The 14,413-nt window shown below is 62.4% G+C and carries 12 protein-coding genes and 1 tRNA gene; 5 read left to right on the top strand and 8 right to left on the bottom strand.

Annotated elements, in window-relative coordinates:
- Positions 1-317: 317 nt before the first annotated feature.
- Together SxD43FB_RS21530 and SxD43FB_RS21535 are read left to right on the top strand one after the other, a co-directional pair.
- Positions 318-878, top strand: coding sequence for a DUF3617 domain-containing protein (locus SxD43FB_RS21530; protein WP_096063907.1), 561 nt, complete (start codon positions 318-320; stop codon positions 876-878).
- Positions 879-961: 83 nt separating this feature from the next.
- Positions 962-1,468 carry a DUF3617 domain-containing protein gene (locus SxD43FB_RS21535; protein ID WP_096063908.1) on the top strand — a complete coding sequence of 169 codons (507 nt, stop codon included), beginning with the start codon at positions 962-964 and terminating at the stop codon, positions 1,466-1,468.
- A 26-nt stretch (positions 1,469-1,494) separates the two neighbouring features.
- On the opposite strand, the gene guaA is transcribed toward SxD43FB_RS21535, so the two are convergent.
- From guaA to SxD43FB_RS21550, 3 genes are all read right to left on the bottom strand, one after another.
- Positions 1,495-3,054 (bottom strand): glutamine-hydrolyzing GMP synthase, encoded by a 1,560-nt coding sequence (gene guaA / locus SxD43FB_RS21540; RefSeq protein WP_096063909.1) that lies wholly within the window; start codon positions 3,052-3,054, stop codon positions 1,495-1,497.
- 43 nt (positions 3,055-3,097) lie between these two features.
- Positions 3,098-4,420 (bottom strand): TCR/Tet family MFS transporter, encoded by a 1,323-nt coding sequence (locus SxD43FB_RS21545; RefSeq protein WP_255245850.1) that lies wholly within the window; start codon positions 4,418-4,420, stop codon positions 3,098-3,100.
- Between the two features lie 480 nt (positions 4,421-4,900).
- Positions 4,901-5,554, bottom strand: a complete 654-nt coding sequence (locus tag SxD43FB_RS21550) for a YoaK family protein (protein WP_096063910.1) — start codon at positions 5,552-5,554, stop codon at positions 4,901-4,903.
- 661 nt (positions 5,555-6,215) lie between these two features.
- On the opposite strand from SxD43FB_RS21550, the gene SxD43FB_RS21555 reads away from it, so the two are divergent.
- Complete coding sequence (locus tag SxD43FB_RS21555) at positions 6,216-8,012, top strand: calcium-binding protein (RefSeq protein WP_141249584.1); 1,797 nt, start codon at positions 6,216-6,218, stop codon at positions 8,010-8,012.
- Positions 8,013-8,099: 87 nt separating this feature from the next.
- Here the strand turns inward: SxD43FB_RS21555 and SxD43FB_RS21560 are convergent, their stop codons facing one another.
- The 4 genes from SxD43FB_RS21560 to hspQ all read right to left on the bottom strand — a co-directional run bounded on the left by SxD43FB_RS21560 (position 8,100) and on the right by hspQ (position 11,906).
- On the bottom strand, positions 8,100-8,690 hold the full coding sequence (locus tag SxD43FB_RS21560) for a hypothetical protein (RefSeq protein WP_096063917.1): 591 nt from the start codon (positions 8,688-8,690) through the stop codon (positions 8,100-8,102).
- Positions 8,691-8,762: 72 nt separating this feature from the next.
- Complete coding sequence (locus tag SxD43FB_RS21565) at positions 8,763-10,700, bottom strand: oligopeptide transporter, OPT family (RefSeq protein WP_255245851.1); 1,938 nt, start codon at positions 10,698-10,700, stop codon at positions 8,763-8,765.
- 119 nt (positions 10,701-10,819) lie between these two features.
- Positions 10,820-11,578, bottom strand: a complete 759-nt coding sequence (locus SxD43FB_RS21570; protein ID WP_096063913.1) for a GDSL-type esterase/lipase family protein — start codon at positions 11,576-11,578, stop codon at positions 10,820-10,822.
- Positions 11,535-11,906 carry a heat shock protein HspQ gene (hspQ, locus tag SxD43FB_RS21575; protein WP_037475101.1) on the bottom strand — a complete coding sequence of 124 codons (372 nt, stop codon included), beginning with the start codon at positions 11,904-11,906 and terminating at the stop codon, positions 11,535-11,537. The genes SxD43FB_RS21570 and hspQ overlap by 44 nt, the downstream gene beginning before the upstream one ends.
- Positions 11,907-12,040: 134 nt before the next feature.
- On the opposite strand from hspQ, the gene SxD43FB_RS21580 reads away from it, so the two are divergent.
- Together SxD43FB_RS21580 and SxD43FB_RS21585 are read left to right on the top strand one after the other, a co-directional pair.
- A tRNA-Ser gene (locus SxD43FB_RS21580) sits at positions 12,041-12,130 on the top strand.
- Between the two features lie 95 nt (positions 12,131-12,225).
- Complete coding sequence (locus SxD43FB_RS21585; RefSeq protein ID WP_176482893.1) at positions 12,226-13,446, top strand: DUF6538 domain-containing protein; 1,221 nt, start codon at positions 12,226-12,228, stop codon at positions 13,444-13,446.
- Between the two features lie 12 nt (positions 13,447-13,458).
- Here SxD43FB_RS21585 and SxD43FB_RS21590 read toward each other — a convergent pair whose 3' ends face one another.
- Complete coding sequence (locus SxD43FB_RS21590; RefSeq protein ID WP_096063915.1) at positions 13,459-14,160, bottom strand: DarT ssDNA thymidine ADP-ribosyltransferase family protein; 702 nt, start codon at positions 14,158-14,160, stop codon at positions 13,459-13,461.
- Positions 14,161-14,413: the final 253 nt, after the last annotated feature.

The raw sequence follows: 14,413 nt of genomic DNA on the forward strand, positions 1-14,413 counted from the left end.
GCGGGTGTGGCCCGTGGCATTTTCTGCCCTGCGGCAGGTTCGGCTTAGACACCCAGTTCCTAATTCAGATCAGAGGCTTACGCCACTCCCGCCAACCCTTCAGGACACTTTTGGTGAATAAGGCGGGCTATGTTGTTGGCTTGTCTCTTTCATCCGCACACCCCCCGATTTGCGATCGCGGGTGCAGCAAATAATAAAGAACAAATCAAGAACAGGATTATGAGACGACGATACCGCCTAAGAATTTGAATTGTCGCTTCGGCCTGATATGCTCTCGAAACAACAGGCTGCCACCGCGCGCGAACAGGGGACATGCGATGACGAAGGCTTTTGGGATTACCGCCACGGCGCTGCTGATGCTGGCCGCCTGCGGCGACAAGCCGGGCGAGACGACCGGCAATATCGCGGCCACCGACGCCATGAGCCGCGAAGAGGTGAAGGCCGCGGTCGACAAGGTGCAGCTGAAGCCGGGCCAGTGGGAGGGGCGCTTCACCATCCAGGATATTGACCTGTCCAAAATGCCGGGCGCGCCCGCGGGCATGGAGGATCAGATGAAGAGCATGATGAGCCAGACCGCGCTCAAATATTGCGTCACGCCTGAAGAAGCGGCCAATCCCAGCGGCGAGATGTTTGCGGGCCAGGATAATAAGGACTGCGCCTTCAAGGACTTTGCCGTCAGCGGCGGGACGGTGAAGGGGCAGGTGTCGTGCAAGGCCGATGGCGGCACCATGAATGCGACGATGGCGGGCACCTATGCGGCCGACAGCTATGCGATGGACATGGACATGCAGATGGCGGGCGGACCCGACGGCACCGCCATGGCGATGAAGGCGCGGTCGGAGGGCAAGTGGATCGGGGCGGACTGCACGGAGGAATAATCGCCGCGCATTTCCGCTTGCGCTTTATGCCCGACGGGTAGAGCCTTGCCCCTGTTCCGACACGTAAGAACGGGGGAGAGGATATGGACAAGAGCCTTTTGGCGGCGCTGCCGCTTGCGATGATGCTGGGGCTTGGTGGCTGTAGCGGGGAACCGGCACCAGCGCCGGAGGCCGAAGCGGCACCGATCCTGATGCGCGCGGGCGAGTGGATATTGACCCGCAAGACCACCGGCTACAACACGCCGACCGTCACGCCGGCGCAATATCAGGAAGCGCTGCGGCAGGTCAGCGAGGACAAGATCTGCATCGCGATCGCGCCCGACGGTGTGCCCGATGTCGCCGCGCTGGCCGGTGCTGAGGGCACGGATTGCAGCTATAAGGACAAGCTGGCGCGGAATGGCCGGTTGATCGTGACGCTGGCCTGCAAGGCGGGGGCGGGCACGTCGGAAATCATGGCGGAGGGCAATTATACCGCCGACACGATGACGCTGGGCACCACCATGACGAAGATGCAGGGCGGGCAACCGGTGCTCCGCACCACCCATGACCTGACCGGCAAGCGGGTCGGCGACTGCCCGGTACCGGGATAACGGTTAGATAGCAACCGCCGCCCGGATCATTCCCACTCGATCGTGCCGGGCGGCTTGCTGGTATAGTCGTAGACGACGCGGTTGATGCCTTTGACCTCGTTGATGATGCGGGTCGCGACGCGGCTCAGGAAAGCCGCGTCGAAGGGGTAGATGTCGGCGGTCATGCCGTCGGTCGAGGTGACGGCGCGCAGCGCGCAGACGCTGTCATAGGTGCGCAGGTCGCCCATGACGCCCACGGTGCGGACGGGGAGCAGCACGGCGAACGCCTGCCAGATCGCATCATAGAGGCCAGCATTGCGGATTTCCTCCAGATAGACCGCGTCGGCCTTGCGCAGGATGTCGCAGCGTTCCTTGGTGACTTCGCCGGGAATGCGGATGGCGAGGCCAGGGCCGGGGAAGGGGTGGCGGCCGACGAAAATGTCGGGGAGGCCCAGTTCCTTGCCGAGAACGCGCACTTCGTCCTTGAAGAGTTCGCGCAGCGGTTCGACCAGCTTCATGTTCATGCGGTCGGGCAGGCCACCGACATTATGATGCGACTTGATCGTGACCGACGGCCCGCCGGTGAAGCTGACGCTTTCGATGACGTCGGGGTAGAGCGTGCCTTGCGCCAGGAAATCCGCGCCGCCGATCTTGGCGGCTTCCTCCTCGAACACGGCGATAAATTCGCCGCCGATGAATTTGCGCTTCTTTTCGGGGTCGGTCAGGCCCGCGAGGCCGCCCAGGAAGCGGGCTTCGGCCTCCACATGGACCAGTTTGATGCCATAATGTTCGCGGAACAGGCTGACCACCTGTTCGGCCTCGCCCAACCGCATCAGGCCATGGTCGACGAACACGCAGGTCAGCTGGTCGCCGATCGCTTCGTGGATCAGCACCGCCGCCACCGCGCTGTCGACGCCGCCGGACAGGCCGCAAATGACGCGGCCTTCACCCACCTGCGCGCGGATATCGGCGATCTTGGTCGCGCGGAATTCCGCCATCGTCCAGTCGCCCGCCAGGCCGCAGACATGGCGCACGAAATTGGCGAGCAGTTTGCCGCCATCGGGGGTGTGGACGACTTCGGGATGGAATTGGGTGGCGTAGAAGCGCTTGGCCTCGTTCGCGGTGACGGCGAAGGGCGCGCCTTCGCTGGTCGCCACGACCTCGAAACCGGGGGCGAGCTGCGTCACCTTGTCGCCATGGCTCATCCACACCTGATGGCGCTCGCCCTCGTTCCACAAGCCGTCGAACAGCGCGCAGCTCTTCTTGACCTCAATGAAGGCGCGGCCGAATTCGCCGCTCTCGCCGCCTTCGACATTGCCGCCCAATTGCTGCATCATCGTCTGCTGGCCATAGCAGATGCCCAGTACCGGCACGCCCGCGTCGAAGATCGCCTGGGGTGCGCGGGGGCTGTCCTCCCACATCACCGACGATGGCCCGCCCGACAGGATCACGCCCTTGGGCTGCATCCGGGCAAAGGCCTCGGCCGCGCTGTTGAAGGGGGCGATTTCGGAATAGACGCCGGCTTCGCGCACGCGCCGGGCGATGAGCTGGGTCACCTGGCTGCCGAAGTCCACGATAAGGATGGAATCCTGAAGGGGCAGCGTCATAGAATCGCCTTTGTCAGTCCGAGGGATAGGGATTCGCGTCCGGTTACTGTCCTGTCGCGTCCTTGTCCAGCACAGGTGCGCGCGCGCCGCGCCCGGCGGTCCATCCCAAAAGCGCGCCGCTGGCCAGAACGGCGGCGGCGATCAGGAAGGCGCTGCCGATGAAGGGCAGGATCGGCGCGGTGCCGACCGAGGCGGAATAGACCGCGCCGAAGAAGAGCGGCGACGCGATGCCCGCGATGCTGGCGACGCTGTTGTTCGCGCCCTGCAACTGGCCCTGTTCGCTTTCCGACACGCGCCGGGTCATGAGCGACTGGAGGGTCGGCATGGCAAGGCCCCAGAGCGCATTGGGCAGCATGGCCGCGACGAACAGCCACCCCGTCGGCGCAAGGCCCATCGCCGCAATGCCGACCGCGCCGAACGATAGGCCTATGACCATGGTGGTCCGATCGCCCAGACGCTTGACGACTGGCCCGACGAGCAACCCCTGTACCCCCATGTCCATCAGGCCGACGAGCGCCAGCAGGGTGCCGACCTGCCATGCGCCCCAGCCATAGCGGTCGCCCGCGTAGAGGACGAACACCGCCGAAAACAGGTGATGGGCGAAATAGAGCAGGAAGTTAACGGTCGCGAGGCTGGACAGTTCGGGATGCGAGCGCAGCAGCCGGAGCGCGCCGAACGGATTGGCGCGCCGCCAGCTGAACGCCATGCGCTTGTCGCGCGGCAGCGATTCGGGCAGCACGATCAGGCCGTAGAGAAAGGCCAGGCCCGACAGGCCCGCCGCCGCCCAGAAAGGCGCGCGCAGCGATATTTCCCCCAGCACGCCGCCGATCAGCGGCCCGGCGACGAAACCGCCGCTGAACGCCGCGCCGATCAGGCCATAGCCCCTGGCGCGATCTTCGGGCGCGGTGATGTCGGCCATATAGGCAAAGACCGAGGTGAAGCTGGACGAGGTGATCCCGGCGAGGATGCGCCTCACCGCCAGCCACCATAGGCTCGGCGCGAGCGCCATCAGCCCATAATCGAGCGCCAGCCCGCAAACCGACACCAGAATGACGGGCCGCCGCCCGAACCGGTCGGACAATGACCCGATCACCGGCGAGCAAAGAAATTGCATCCCCGCCCACAGCGCCACGAACAGCCCGTTCCACAAGCCCGCCGCGCTGGTCGTGCCGGAAAGCTGCTCGATCAACTGCGGCAGCACCGGAATGACGATGCCCATCGACATGACGTCGAGCCATGCCGTCACCAGGATGAAGAAGATCGCAGCGGTGCGTGCGGGGGCGGGCGGGGTGGACATGCTGGTCCCGCTATAGCGATGGCTGACGAATGCCAAGCGGGTGGCGAGGGGCGCGGTGGGTAAGGTCACAGGGCCGAAGTTCACAGTGTCGCAGGCCGATTTTGGCCAATCGTGCCGGTAAAGCCCTGGGAAGGCCCCTGTGGAGGCGCGGCGACGCGACAGGGGCGCGACGACGACGCGACCGTCGCGCGACAGTCACGCGACGATTGCGCGCCGCATATGGGGCGATCCGGGGCGGTGCCAGCGTGGGGGAGGGTGGTAGGCGCAGTTTCATCTGGAAGGATAGACCAGAGAAAATCCTAATAGGAAAGGGGTGGGGTGGTTTTGGTTTGCCCTCTCCCGTCTTCGCGGGAGAGGGAGGGGCTCGCGCCGAAGGCGTGGGAGGGTGAGGGTCTGTCTACCACTCCAAGAAAGACCCTCACCGACATCGACTAGGCAGCAAGCTGCCAAGTCTCCGTAGCCTCTCCCGTGAAGACGGGAGAGGTGTAGATGTTGCCGTCATGCCGGGCTTGATCTGATAGTCACGACGCCCCCAACTGGTGGCGTCTGCTATCGCGCTGTCACCGTCCCGCCAAGCGGGCCGAGATAGAGGCTGAAGCCCCATAAGGCGGCGCACCAGCCGCATGCTACCCATAGGGCGGACAGGTCGAGCTGCGCGAACAGGGCTGCGCCGATGATCGCGCCCAGCACCAGGCTGAGCCACAGCAGCAGATGGGGCAGCCAGCCAAAGCGCGGGCCGCCGGTCAGGGCGAGCGCGAAGGATTGGCCGAGCTTTACCAGTGCGCCGGTCATATAGGTGACGCCGATGCTGACCTCTCCGTCACGCTGGAACACATTGTTCACGGCCCCCATTGCGGCGGCCATCAGGAAGGTGATGGCGTCGTCCCGGCGGCCGACGGCCAGGGCGGCGATGATCAGCATGCCCAGCACCGTTGCCAGCACCGCCTGTTTGCGCCAGCGGCCAGCCAGTTTGCCGATCAACGCCCCGCCGAACACGCCGCCGACAAAGGCGCCGATCAGGCCGATGGCCATGCCGGCGACCGCCGTGCCCCCGGCGATGCCCACTGCCATCCGCGTCGAATTGCCGCTCATGAAGGAGACGAACAGGCCGCCCAGCTTGAGCAGGCCCAACGCATCGACCATCCCCGCCAGCGCGGCCAGTCCAAAGGCCAGCGCATAGCGCGGCAGGCTGTGGGCGCCCATGGGTCAGGTGATCCGTCGCAGCGTCATGCTGCCGTTGGATCGGCGGTCGGTTCGTTGGCGGGGGCCGAGCAGGGCGGCGGCAACATGTCGGCCGCACCGCGTCCACCCGGTGATAATCCCGCCGTGCCCTTGTTCAGCGCGGCCGGAGATAATAGCGATCAGGCCCGCCCAAATGCAATAGTGACGCGCCACCCCGAAGTTCACACCGTTGTCGGACTATTTGGCGCAATTCGGGCTAAACGTACTGATAAAGCCCAGGCGATGCGACACTGGCGCGACGGTAAAGTCATGGTGGCGCACCACTGACGCCCCATGCGGGTAACGGTGGCGCGCCCGGTGTTTGGGGTGGCTGCGAGGTGGATGGGAAGTGGAGGCATGGGGAGGGTAGATCAGAAAAATGGCTGATAGGAAAGCGGGGTATCGGTGACTCTAATAAATGCGGCCGATTGCAGAAAAGCTGATTTTATTGGCGAACATAGACCCTGCCGCAAGGTGGTGCCCTACGAAATTTCTATTATCCAGCGGAGAAAAATCGTTCTAGGTCAGAACGATAATCGGATCGCATTGTGAAACGCACAGAGCGTCAACTAAGTTCGTTTTCCACAAGTCCGACAGGCTGTTACGCACCTAGCTGATCTCTTCGCTCAAAGGTATCGCTTCTATGTTCCAATTTTCTCCTTTGTCTATTCCCGTTTCGATGTTCAACTTAGCCGCTCAGTTGCCCGCTGATGGGGCGATCATTGGAACAGAGGGGGCCGATACCCTGACTGGGACAGCGGCCGACGACGAGATATGGGGTTATGGCGGCAATGACCGTATTATCGGCGGATTCGGTGCGGACTATCTCTATGGCGGGGGAGGCAATGACTGGTTCGGCTTTTCCGCCATATCCAGCGCGTCAGGCAGTCGCATCGGCCTGATCGACGGGGGCGATGGCATCGACACGCTGAATCTGTCGACGGTTTCGCCGATCGTGGTTGGGACGATCCAGCTCGACAATGGGGATTACAGCCTGGGCGTTTATGTCGGCGGGCAGAAGTTCGCGATCACCAATGTCGAACGCATCGTTCTCAATGACCTGGATAATGGTTTCTATTGGACCAACTTCACCGACCAACCAGTGTCGGTGTTCGGCGGCGCGGGGAACGATTATCTCAATGGCTCCCCCAACCTGTCGTTGCACGGCGAAGTCGGCGATGACATTTTCTTTGTGTCCGGCACGTTCGGTGGCACGGCACGCGCGGGGGCCGTCTATGGCGGTGCCGGGATCGACACGCTGCAGACAAATATTTCGTTCACGGTCGATCTGGCGGCGGGAACCGCGACGTCGGGTACGGCCAGCTACACCATATCCTCGATCGAAATCGTCGAAGTCGTGCCAGCACCGGCTTATCCTTCGATTGTCTATGGCTCGGATGCGGCTGAAACCTTCCGCATCAATCCCACTTTTGCCGATCGAACAGGCACCGTTACCTTCCATGGTCGGGGCGGCGATGACGTGTTGGAAGGCGGATTGGGCGATGATCTGTTGGACGGAGGCGATGGCGCTGACAGAATGGATGGCGGCGGCGGGGCAGACCGGATGGTCGGTGGAGCCGGCAACGATGTCTACATCGTCGACAATGTCGGCGATCATGTTGTCGAGGCAAATGAAGTTGGCCAAGATATCGTCAATGCGTCGGTTAGCTATTCCATCGCAGGGCAATTTGTCGAGACGCTGAACCTGACGGGCAACCGCGATATCGACGGAACAGGCAATGGTTTGAACAACATGATTCGGGGCAATGATGGACATAACCGCTTATCGGGGGGCAGTGGCCACGACATTCTGAATGGGGGCCGCGGAGGCGATATAATGGACGGTGGCCAAGGCGATGATATTTATCATGTCGATGATCGCGCCGACCGCGTGATCGAAGCGATAAACAGCGGCAATGACACCATAAATAGCAGCATCAGCTATGTGCTGGTGGGTACGCACGTTGAGAACCTGATCCTGACGGGCACCGCGATCGTCCATGGGACGGGCAACCATCTTGATAATAGGCTGACGGGGAATGGCCGCGGGAATGTATTGAATGCGGGCGCGGGCGACGATCTGCTGCGTGGCGGACTAGGCAGTGACCGGTTGATCGGTGGTGCCGGAGACGATGTTTTCTGGTTCGACACGGCACCAGGCGCGCTCAATATCGATAGGATCGACGATTTCAATGTCAGCGAGGATAGCATCCGCCTGTCCCCAACCATCTTTGCCAATGTCGGGCCAAATGGCCGGTTGGCAGAGGCGGCGTTCGCCATCGGCAGCGTTGCGGATCAGGCCGATGATCGCATCCTGTATGACAGTGTCAGCGGCGCGCTATTCTACGATGCCGATGGCAATGGTGGAGGGGTGGCGATCCAATTTTCCAGCATCACGCCGGGACTGGCCTTGTCCTATGCCGACTTTGTGATTGGATGATTATCCAGCGAAAGGAGGGATGCTGGCAGGTGCCATTCTACGCTAACATTCGGGCTGCGTCTGCATAAATGGCAGGCGCCACTCCCCCTATCGCGCGGCTACGTCACGGCTGAGATAGACCTCTGCGACGCGGCCGTTCTGCATGGCGCAGGTGAAGCGGCGGGTGGTGCCGGTGGTGGCGCGATAGCTGGCGCGGGTTTCGATTTCGCCGTCGATATTATAGCCGCCCTGGGTGGGACGCGGCTCGTCCATGGCGCGGATTTCGGCATAGCCGCCCTCGCGGTTTTGCGCTTCGTCGCGGGCGGCGAGGGCGCAGGCGTCTGCCATAGCATCGGGGTTGCCGACGACGTCGGAGAAATCCTCCTCGCCGGGTGCTGCGCCTTGTACGTCCGAGCCATAGTCGGTGCCGGTGGCCGGGGGTGGGGAGTCATCGTCGGCATAGGGCGCGTTGCCACGGGCGGCCTGCTTGTCCTTGGACAAAGAGGAGGCGACGATCGCGACTGCGCCAATCAGCGCGGCGACGCCGATTGCATCGCCAAAGCCGAAGCCATTGCCCCGGTCGCGATGATGATGGCCCCAGCCGCGATCATAGCGGGGGCGGGCCTCCGCTGCGCTGACGCTGCCGAGCATCAGGCCGAGGGCCACCAGCGATCCCGTCATCCAGCGCGTCTTGCCCATCATCCCGATCCTCTTATCCTCCTGCGATGAACCGACTTCTATCCGCGTCCGGCTGTCGCGCGGCTGAACGGATCAGGTCAGCGGCGCGCTCGCCCAGTGGCGCAGCCGCGCATAGAGCCCGGCGATGACGCCCGCGAAGATCAGGATGGCGAGCGGCACGGCCCAATGGCTTTCGCCCACCAGCGCGAGCGGCGTGTCGCTGTCGGTCGCGGCCACTATGCCGGCGAAGGCGACGCCGAACAGGCTTTCCCCGACGATGAAGCCGGTGGCCATCAATACGCCCATGCGCTCTGCAAATTCGGGGTTGGACTGGCGCAGCGCCCAGCGGTTGTAGAGATGGCCGATCAGCGCGCCGACCGGGATCAGCAGCGTCAGCGCCATCGGCAGATAAATGCCCATGCCGACCGCCAGCGGCGGCAGGCGCAGCTTGCCCGCCTTGCCCAGCAATTCGTCGGCCAGCACCACGACCGCGCCGATGCCAGCGCCGATGCCGATCAGCCCCCAATCCAGATCGCCGCCCAACACGCCCTTCGCCAGCGCGGAGATGAGCGCCGCCTGCGGGGCAGGCAAAGCGTTCGGCCCTGCACCCGGTGCCCCGGCGAAGCCGAAGGCGCTGTTGAGCAGATCCAGCACCGGCGGGATGACGAGCGAGCCGAAGAGGACGCCCAGGATCAGCGCGATCTGCTGCTTCCATGGCGTTGCGCCGACGAGCTGGCCGGTCTTGAGATCCTGAAGATTGTCGTTGGAGATGGTGGCGATGCCGAACACGATTGCGGTGGTGAAGAGGGCGTAGGCGACAAGAGCCTGGCTGCGATCCGGGTCGCCGCCTGATCCATAAATGGCCGCGAGCATCAGCGATGCGCCCAGCACGGCAAGGATGCCGACGCCCGAAATCGGGCTGTTCGACGCGCCGATAAGCCCCGCCATATAGCCGCAGACCGACGCGATCACGATGCCCGCGACCAGCACATAGGCCAGCGTCAGCGCGATGACGGGGATGGGGTTGGCCGCGATCGGTCCGCCCTGTGCGAAGATCCAGAGCAGCATGGCGATAGGCAGCATGGATGCGATGATGGTGCCGAAGACGATGCCGATCGGCAGGTCGCGTTCGGTGAGTTCCAGCAGCCCGGCATTGCCCGCCTTGCGCGTCGCATTGGCGATGAGGGCGGAGCGGATGCCGCCGATGATGGGGCCGAGAATCTTGAGCAGGGTCCAGATCGCCGCGACGCCGATCGTGCCCGCGCCGATGAAGCGCGCCTTGGTGCGGAAGGTGTCGCCGACGATGGTGGCGAGATCGCCGCCTGCGGGCACGGGTGCGGTCAGGAAGGGGACGATGCCGAACCAGCTGATCACCAGCCCCACAAACATGGCGACGCCGACCGACAGGCCAACGAGATGGCCAACGCCGATCAGCGCCATCGAAAAGCTGGTCGACATCGATGTCGCGCCGGTGCCGAAGCGGAAGAAGGTGGCGGCTTCCTCGGCGATCAGCCGGGTCTTGGCGATGATGGTGAAGGCGGCAGCGGCGACGGCGCTCAGCAGAATGGCGGACAGGCCGCGCTTATTTTCTTCCGCGCCCGCGCGCGATCCCGCGCCGACTTTCAGCACTTCGGCGGCGGCGACGCCTTCGGGATAGGGGAGGTCGGAGCCGGTGACGAGCGCGCGGCGCAGCGGCACCGAATACATGACGCCCAATATGCCGCCCAAGGCGATGGTGCAGGCTGACAGCCAATAGGGAAAGCCCTGCCACCAACCGATCATCACCAGGCCCGGCAGCACGAAGATGATCGCCGAGAGCGTCCCCGCCGCCGAGGCGATGGTCTGGACGATGTTGTTTTCCAGGATCGTGCCGGTCGCGAACAGGCGCAGGATGGCCATGGAGATGACCGCCGCGGGGATGGAGGTGGCAAAGGTGAGGCCGATCTTGAGGCCGAGATAGACGTTCGCCGCGGTAAAGATGAGGGTGATGAGCGCGCCCAGGATGACGCCGCGCAGCGTCAGTTCGGCCATCCCGCTGGCCTGTGGCTTGTCCGTTGTCACCCTATATCCCCTTGGCTTCGTGCTTGTTGCTTGGGCTTGGTAATAATGTTGCTTGACCGTGGATCAATCGGAAAGTGCAATTGGGACCGTCAGGAGGCCTTTTCCGCGGCAGTGAGGGCGACGCGATCGAGCCAATTGTCCACCAGCCGCGTCCAGCGTTGATAGCCTTCGGGCTTCATATGCAATCCATCGGCGCGAAAGAGCGAGGCGTCGGGCAGGCCGTCGCGCGCCAGCAGCAGGCGGCCGACGTCGAGATAGGTGAAGCGGACGGACGTCGCCCGCGCGGCCACGGCCTGGTTGATCGCCGCCATTTTGGGCCAGAGCGTCCAGCGGATCGGGCTGGGCTTGAGCGAGAGGAAGGCGATGGGCGCGCGGGGATAATCGTTGCGCAGCCGCTTGAGCAGGGTCAGGATGTCGGCGGCGACCTTGTCGGGGCTGGCACCGGCCGCCAGATCATTTTCGCCGACATAGACGATGATCGTGCTGGGCTTGGTCGGTGGCAATAGACGTCGATAATAGCGCAGCACGTCGGGCGTACTCGCTCCGCCAAAGCCGCGATTGACCGTCGGGATGTCGGTGAAGCTGCCCGCTATGTCCCACAGGCGGATGCTGGAACTGCCTAGGAAGAGTGTCGCGCCCTCGACAGGCGGGCTGGCGGCATTGGCCTTGGCGAACGCCTCGATCTCGCGCGCGAAGGGGAAGCTGGGATCGGCATTGGGCGGCCGATCCTCCGCCTGCCCGCCTTCCGCCTGCCCGTGCGCGATGCCGGGCAGCGCGAGCGCCAGCAGCAGCGCGGCGACGCCCTTAATGGCGATGGAGCGGGCGCAGGCGATATTTACCGTCCGCATAGGCACCGAACATGCCGGTGATGGCGGGGTGGTCGACCGGCTCGTCGCTGTCGTCGGTGACCAGATTCTGCTGGCTGACATAAGCGACATAGCTGGATTCGCCATTTTCGGCGAGCAGGTGATAGAAAGGCTGCTGCTTGTCGGGCCGGGCATGTTCGGGGATGGCCTCATACCATTCCTCGCTATTGGCGAAGACCGGGTCGATATCGAACACGACGCCGCGAAAGCCGAACATGCGGTGCCGGACCACGTCGCCGATGCTGAAGCGGGAATGGACGATCGGCGGGGCCGTAACGCCAGCGCCGAAAATCTGAATCGTGTTTCTCATGTCCCCAATTTAGGGTGGTTCAACGCCGACACAAGAAAAAACCCGGAAACCCCGCTTGGCAAGCGCGATTTCATTCGCTAATGGCCGCCGCTCGACCAGGAACGCAGCGGCCATCGGCCCGGCGGACCTTCTGCGGAGAGGTGGCAGAGTGGTCGAATGCACCGCACTCGAAATGCGGCGTGCCCGAGAGGGTACCCAGGGTTCGAATCCCTGCCTCTCCGCCAATCTTTCCGTAAGATTATGAGATAAAACGATTTCTTCCTGATTCTGGGCTGTCGAGCGTTCAACCGCTACATAACGGTGCTACAGAATGAGATCGATGACATATCTCCGGGCGACCACAGACGGTGGTTTTGAGGTCCGCATCACCGTCCCGAAATCGATCCAATCCATCATTGGAAAATCCAATCTGACTCGGCGATTGGGGCGGGTTTCCAGATCAGAGGCCAATCGTCGGGCCGCACCAGTGATCGTGAAATTCCAATCTCGGATCGAGGCTGCGCGTGCGGGCCGGGTTGAGGAGCATGCAGCGCCGTCGTCGGAACCAGTGGCTCACGTTTGCCCAGCGGAGTCCGCAACAGCGTCCAAGAGGGTTCCCTTCGAGACGATCGTCAACGGCTACCTGCTCGAACGGAAGCCAGCGCCTTCGACGATCAAGCGATGGAGGCCGGTGTTCGCTCATTTCAAGAGATGGATCGGCCTTGATGACGCGGGCAAAGTATCCTCTGACGATATCGTTCGCTGGAAGACAGAACTGATCCAGTCCGGTGTTTCACCCCGAACGGTGCGGGAGGTCTATCTCGCCGCGATCAAGGTCGTTTTTGGCTGGGCTGCTGAAAACCGAAAAGTGCAACCCAACCCCACCACCGGTATCACCGTCCGGGTGGCCAAAACGGTGCATCTTCGAGAGCGAGGATTTACGGCTATTGAGGCCAGAACGATTCTCCGAGCGGCCCTTGCTGGAAAGCATGGACAGGTCTCCGAAGCACATCGCCGCGCCAGACGATGGGTGCCATTTCTTTGTGCTTATACAGGTGCACGCGTTGGTGAGATAACCCAGCTTCGTGGGTGCGATTTCATCCAGCGAGATGGCGTGTGGGCGATCCGGATCACCCCCGAAGCCGGATCGACAAAGTCCGGCTCGGCGAGGTTGGTGCCATTGCACTCTCATCTGATTGAACAAGGCGTGGTGGAAATGGCGCATGCCTTTGCGGCTAGCCCCATTTTTTTCAATCGATCGCGGGGTCGCGGGGGCGATTCAGCCCATCCGCATCACAAGAAAGTAGGAGAGCGGTTGGCCAAATGGGTCCGCGATCTAGGCGTGGACGATCCGCATATTCAGCCCAATCATGCTTGGCGACACTTGTTCAAAACCTTAGCGCGGCGCGCCGGGCTTGATCCCGAAATCCGGGATGTGCTCCAAGGGCATGCACCTCGATCGATTGGTGAACAATATGGCGACTGGCCTCTTGATGTCCTCGCGGAGGGTGTTGAACGTTTGCCTAAATTCGACATAGGTGCTGAATACTCGAATTTATGATAACGCCTCACATCAATCAGGCAGCAGCATCACCCAGCCGTGCCTGTCATGGTCATTCGAAATTGTAGAGAACGGTCGAACCCAAGTGGTTCGCTCGGTGCCGGGGAGCCTGTCCAGTCCCTCTTGGACAGCTTGAGCTATTTCCGGACGTTCGACCCATGCTCCGCATATTAGATTAGGCGCTATGGGTTGCAGGACTTGGATTTCGGCATCCGGGTAGGTGGGAAGGAACGAGGGTATTTGTGTCTTCGCCCTGTAGTCGGTGCCGGAGAAGGTTTGCGGGCGTTCTCCGGCAGGGTCGGAGAATAGTTGAGTAAAGCTCCAGATGCCATCCAGTCGACCTCGGTGATCTTTCATCAGATTTGAGGCCCCACTGCGACGAAGGAAGCGGCACCAATGTGTCCATAATATGCTGGGTTCCAGCATCAGGACCACCCAATAGGGAGTGGCGACATTACGTATCTTTTCGTTGAACATTCGCGCATTTATCGCGGCGACTGAAATTGAAACTGCGTTATCGTGTTCATCGAGACGGACGCGGGCGCTGGCGTGCGCCGAAAATTCATTTTGCGATTCTAGCGCTGATCGAGAGAGCAGGCCGTGATCGACGATTGAGCATAAGTTTTGTGCTTGTGTGAAATGTAGCAGATACGGGATGTCACGGCATTGGGCCTCATAGCGTATCCGCGTAGGTATGTCCGGTGTTCGAGCCATTTAGGGTTCCTTGGCGCAGCCGGTATATTTGCGATCAACCTCCACATGTTGCTGACGTGTAGCGGTTGAACGCTCGACAGCCCAGAATCAGGAAGAAATCGTTTTATCTCATAATCTTACGGAAAGATTGGCGGAGAGGCAGGGAAGCCTTGATGGTTCCCCGATTTCGCGTGATTCGCGGCTGCTGATAATAGGCAGGGCTATCAGGCTGTAGCGGTCCTGTGTAGCCCTTGGTTCGACAGACACGCTGGTA

Origin of the sequence: Sphingobium sp. D43FB (assembly GCF_002312805.1) — a bacterium.
In the GTDB taxonomy this organism is placed as follows: domain Bacteria; phylum Pseudomonadota; class Alphaproteobacteria; order Sphingomonadales; family Sphingomonadaceae; genus Sphingobium.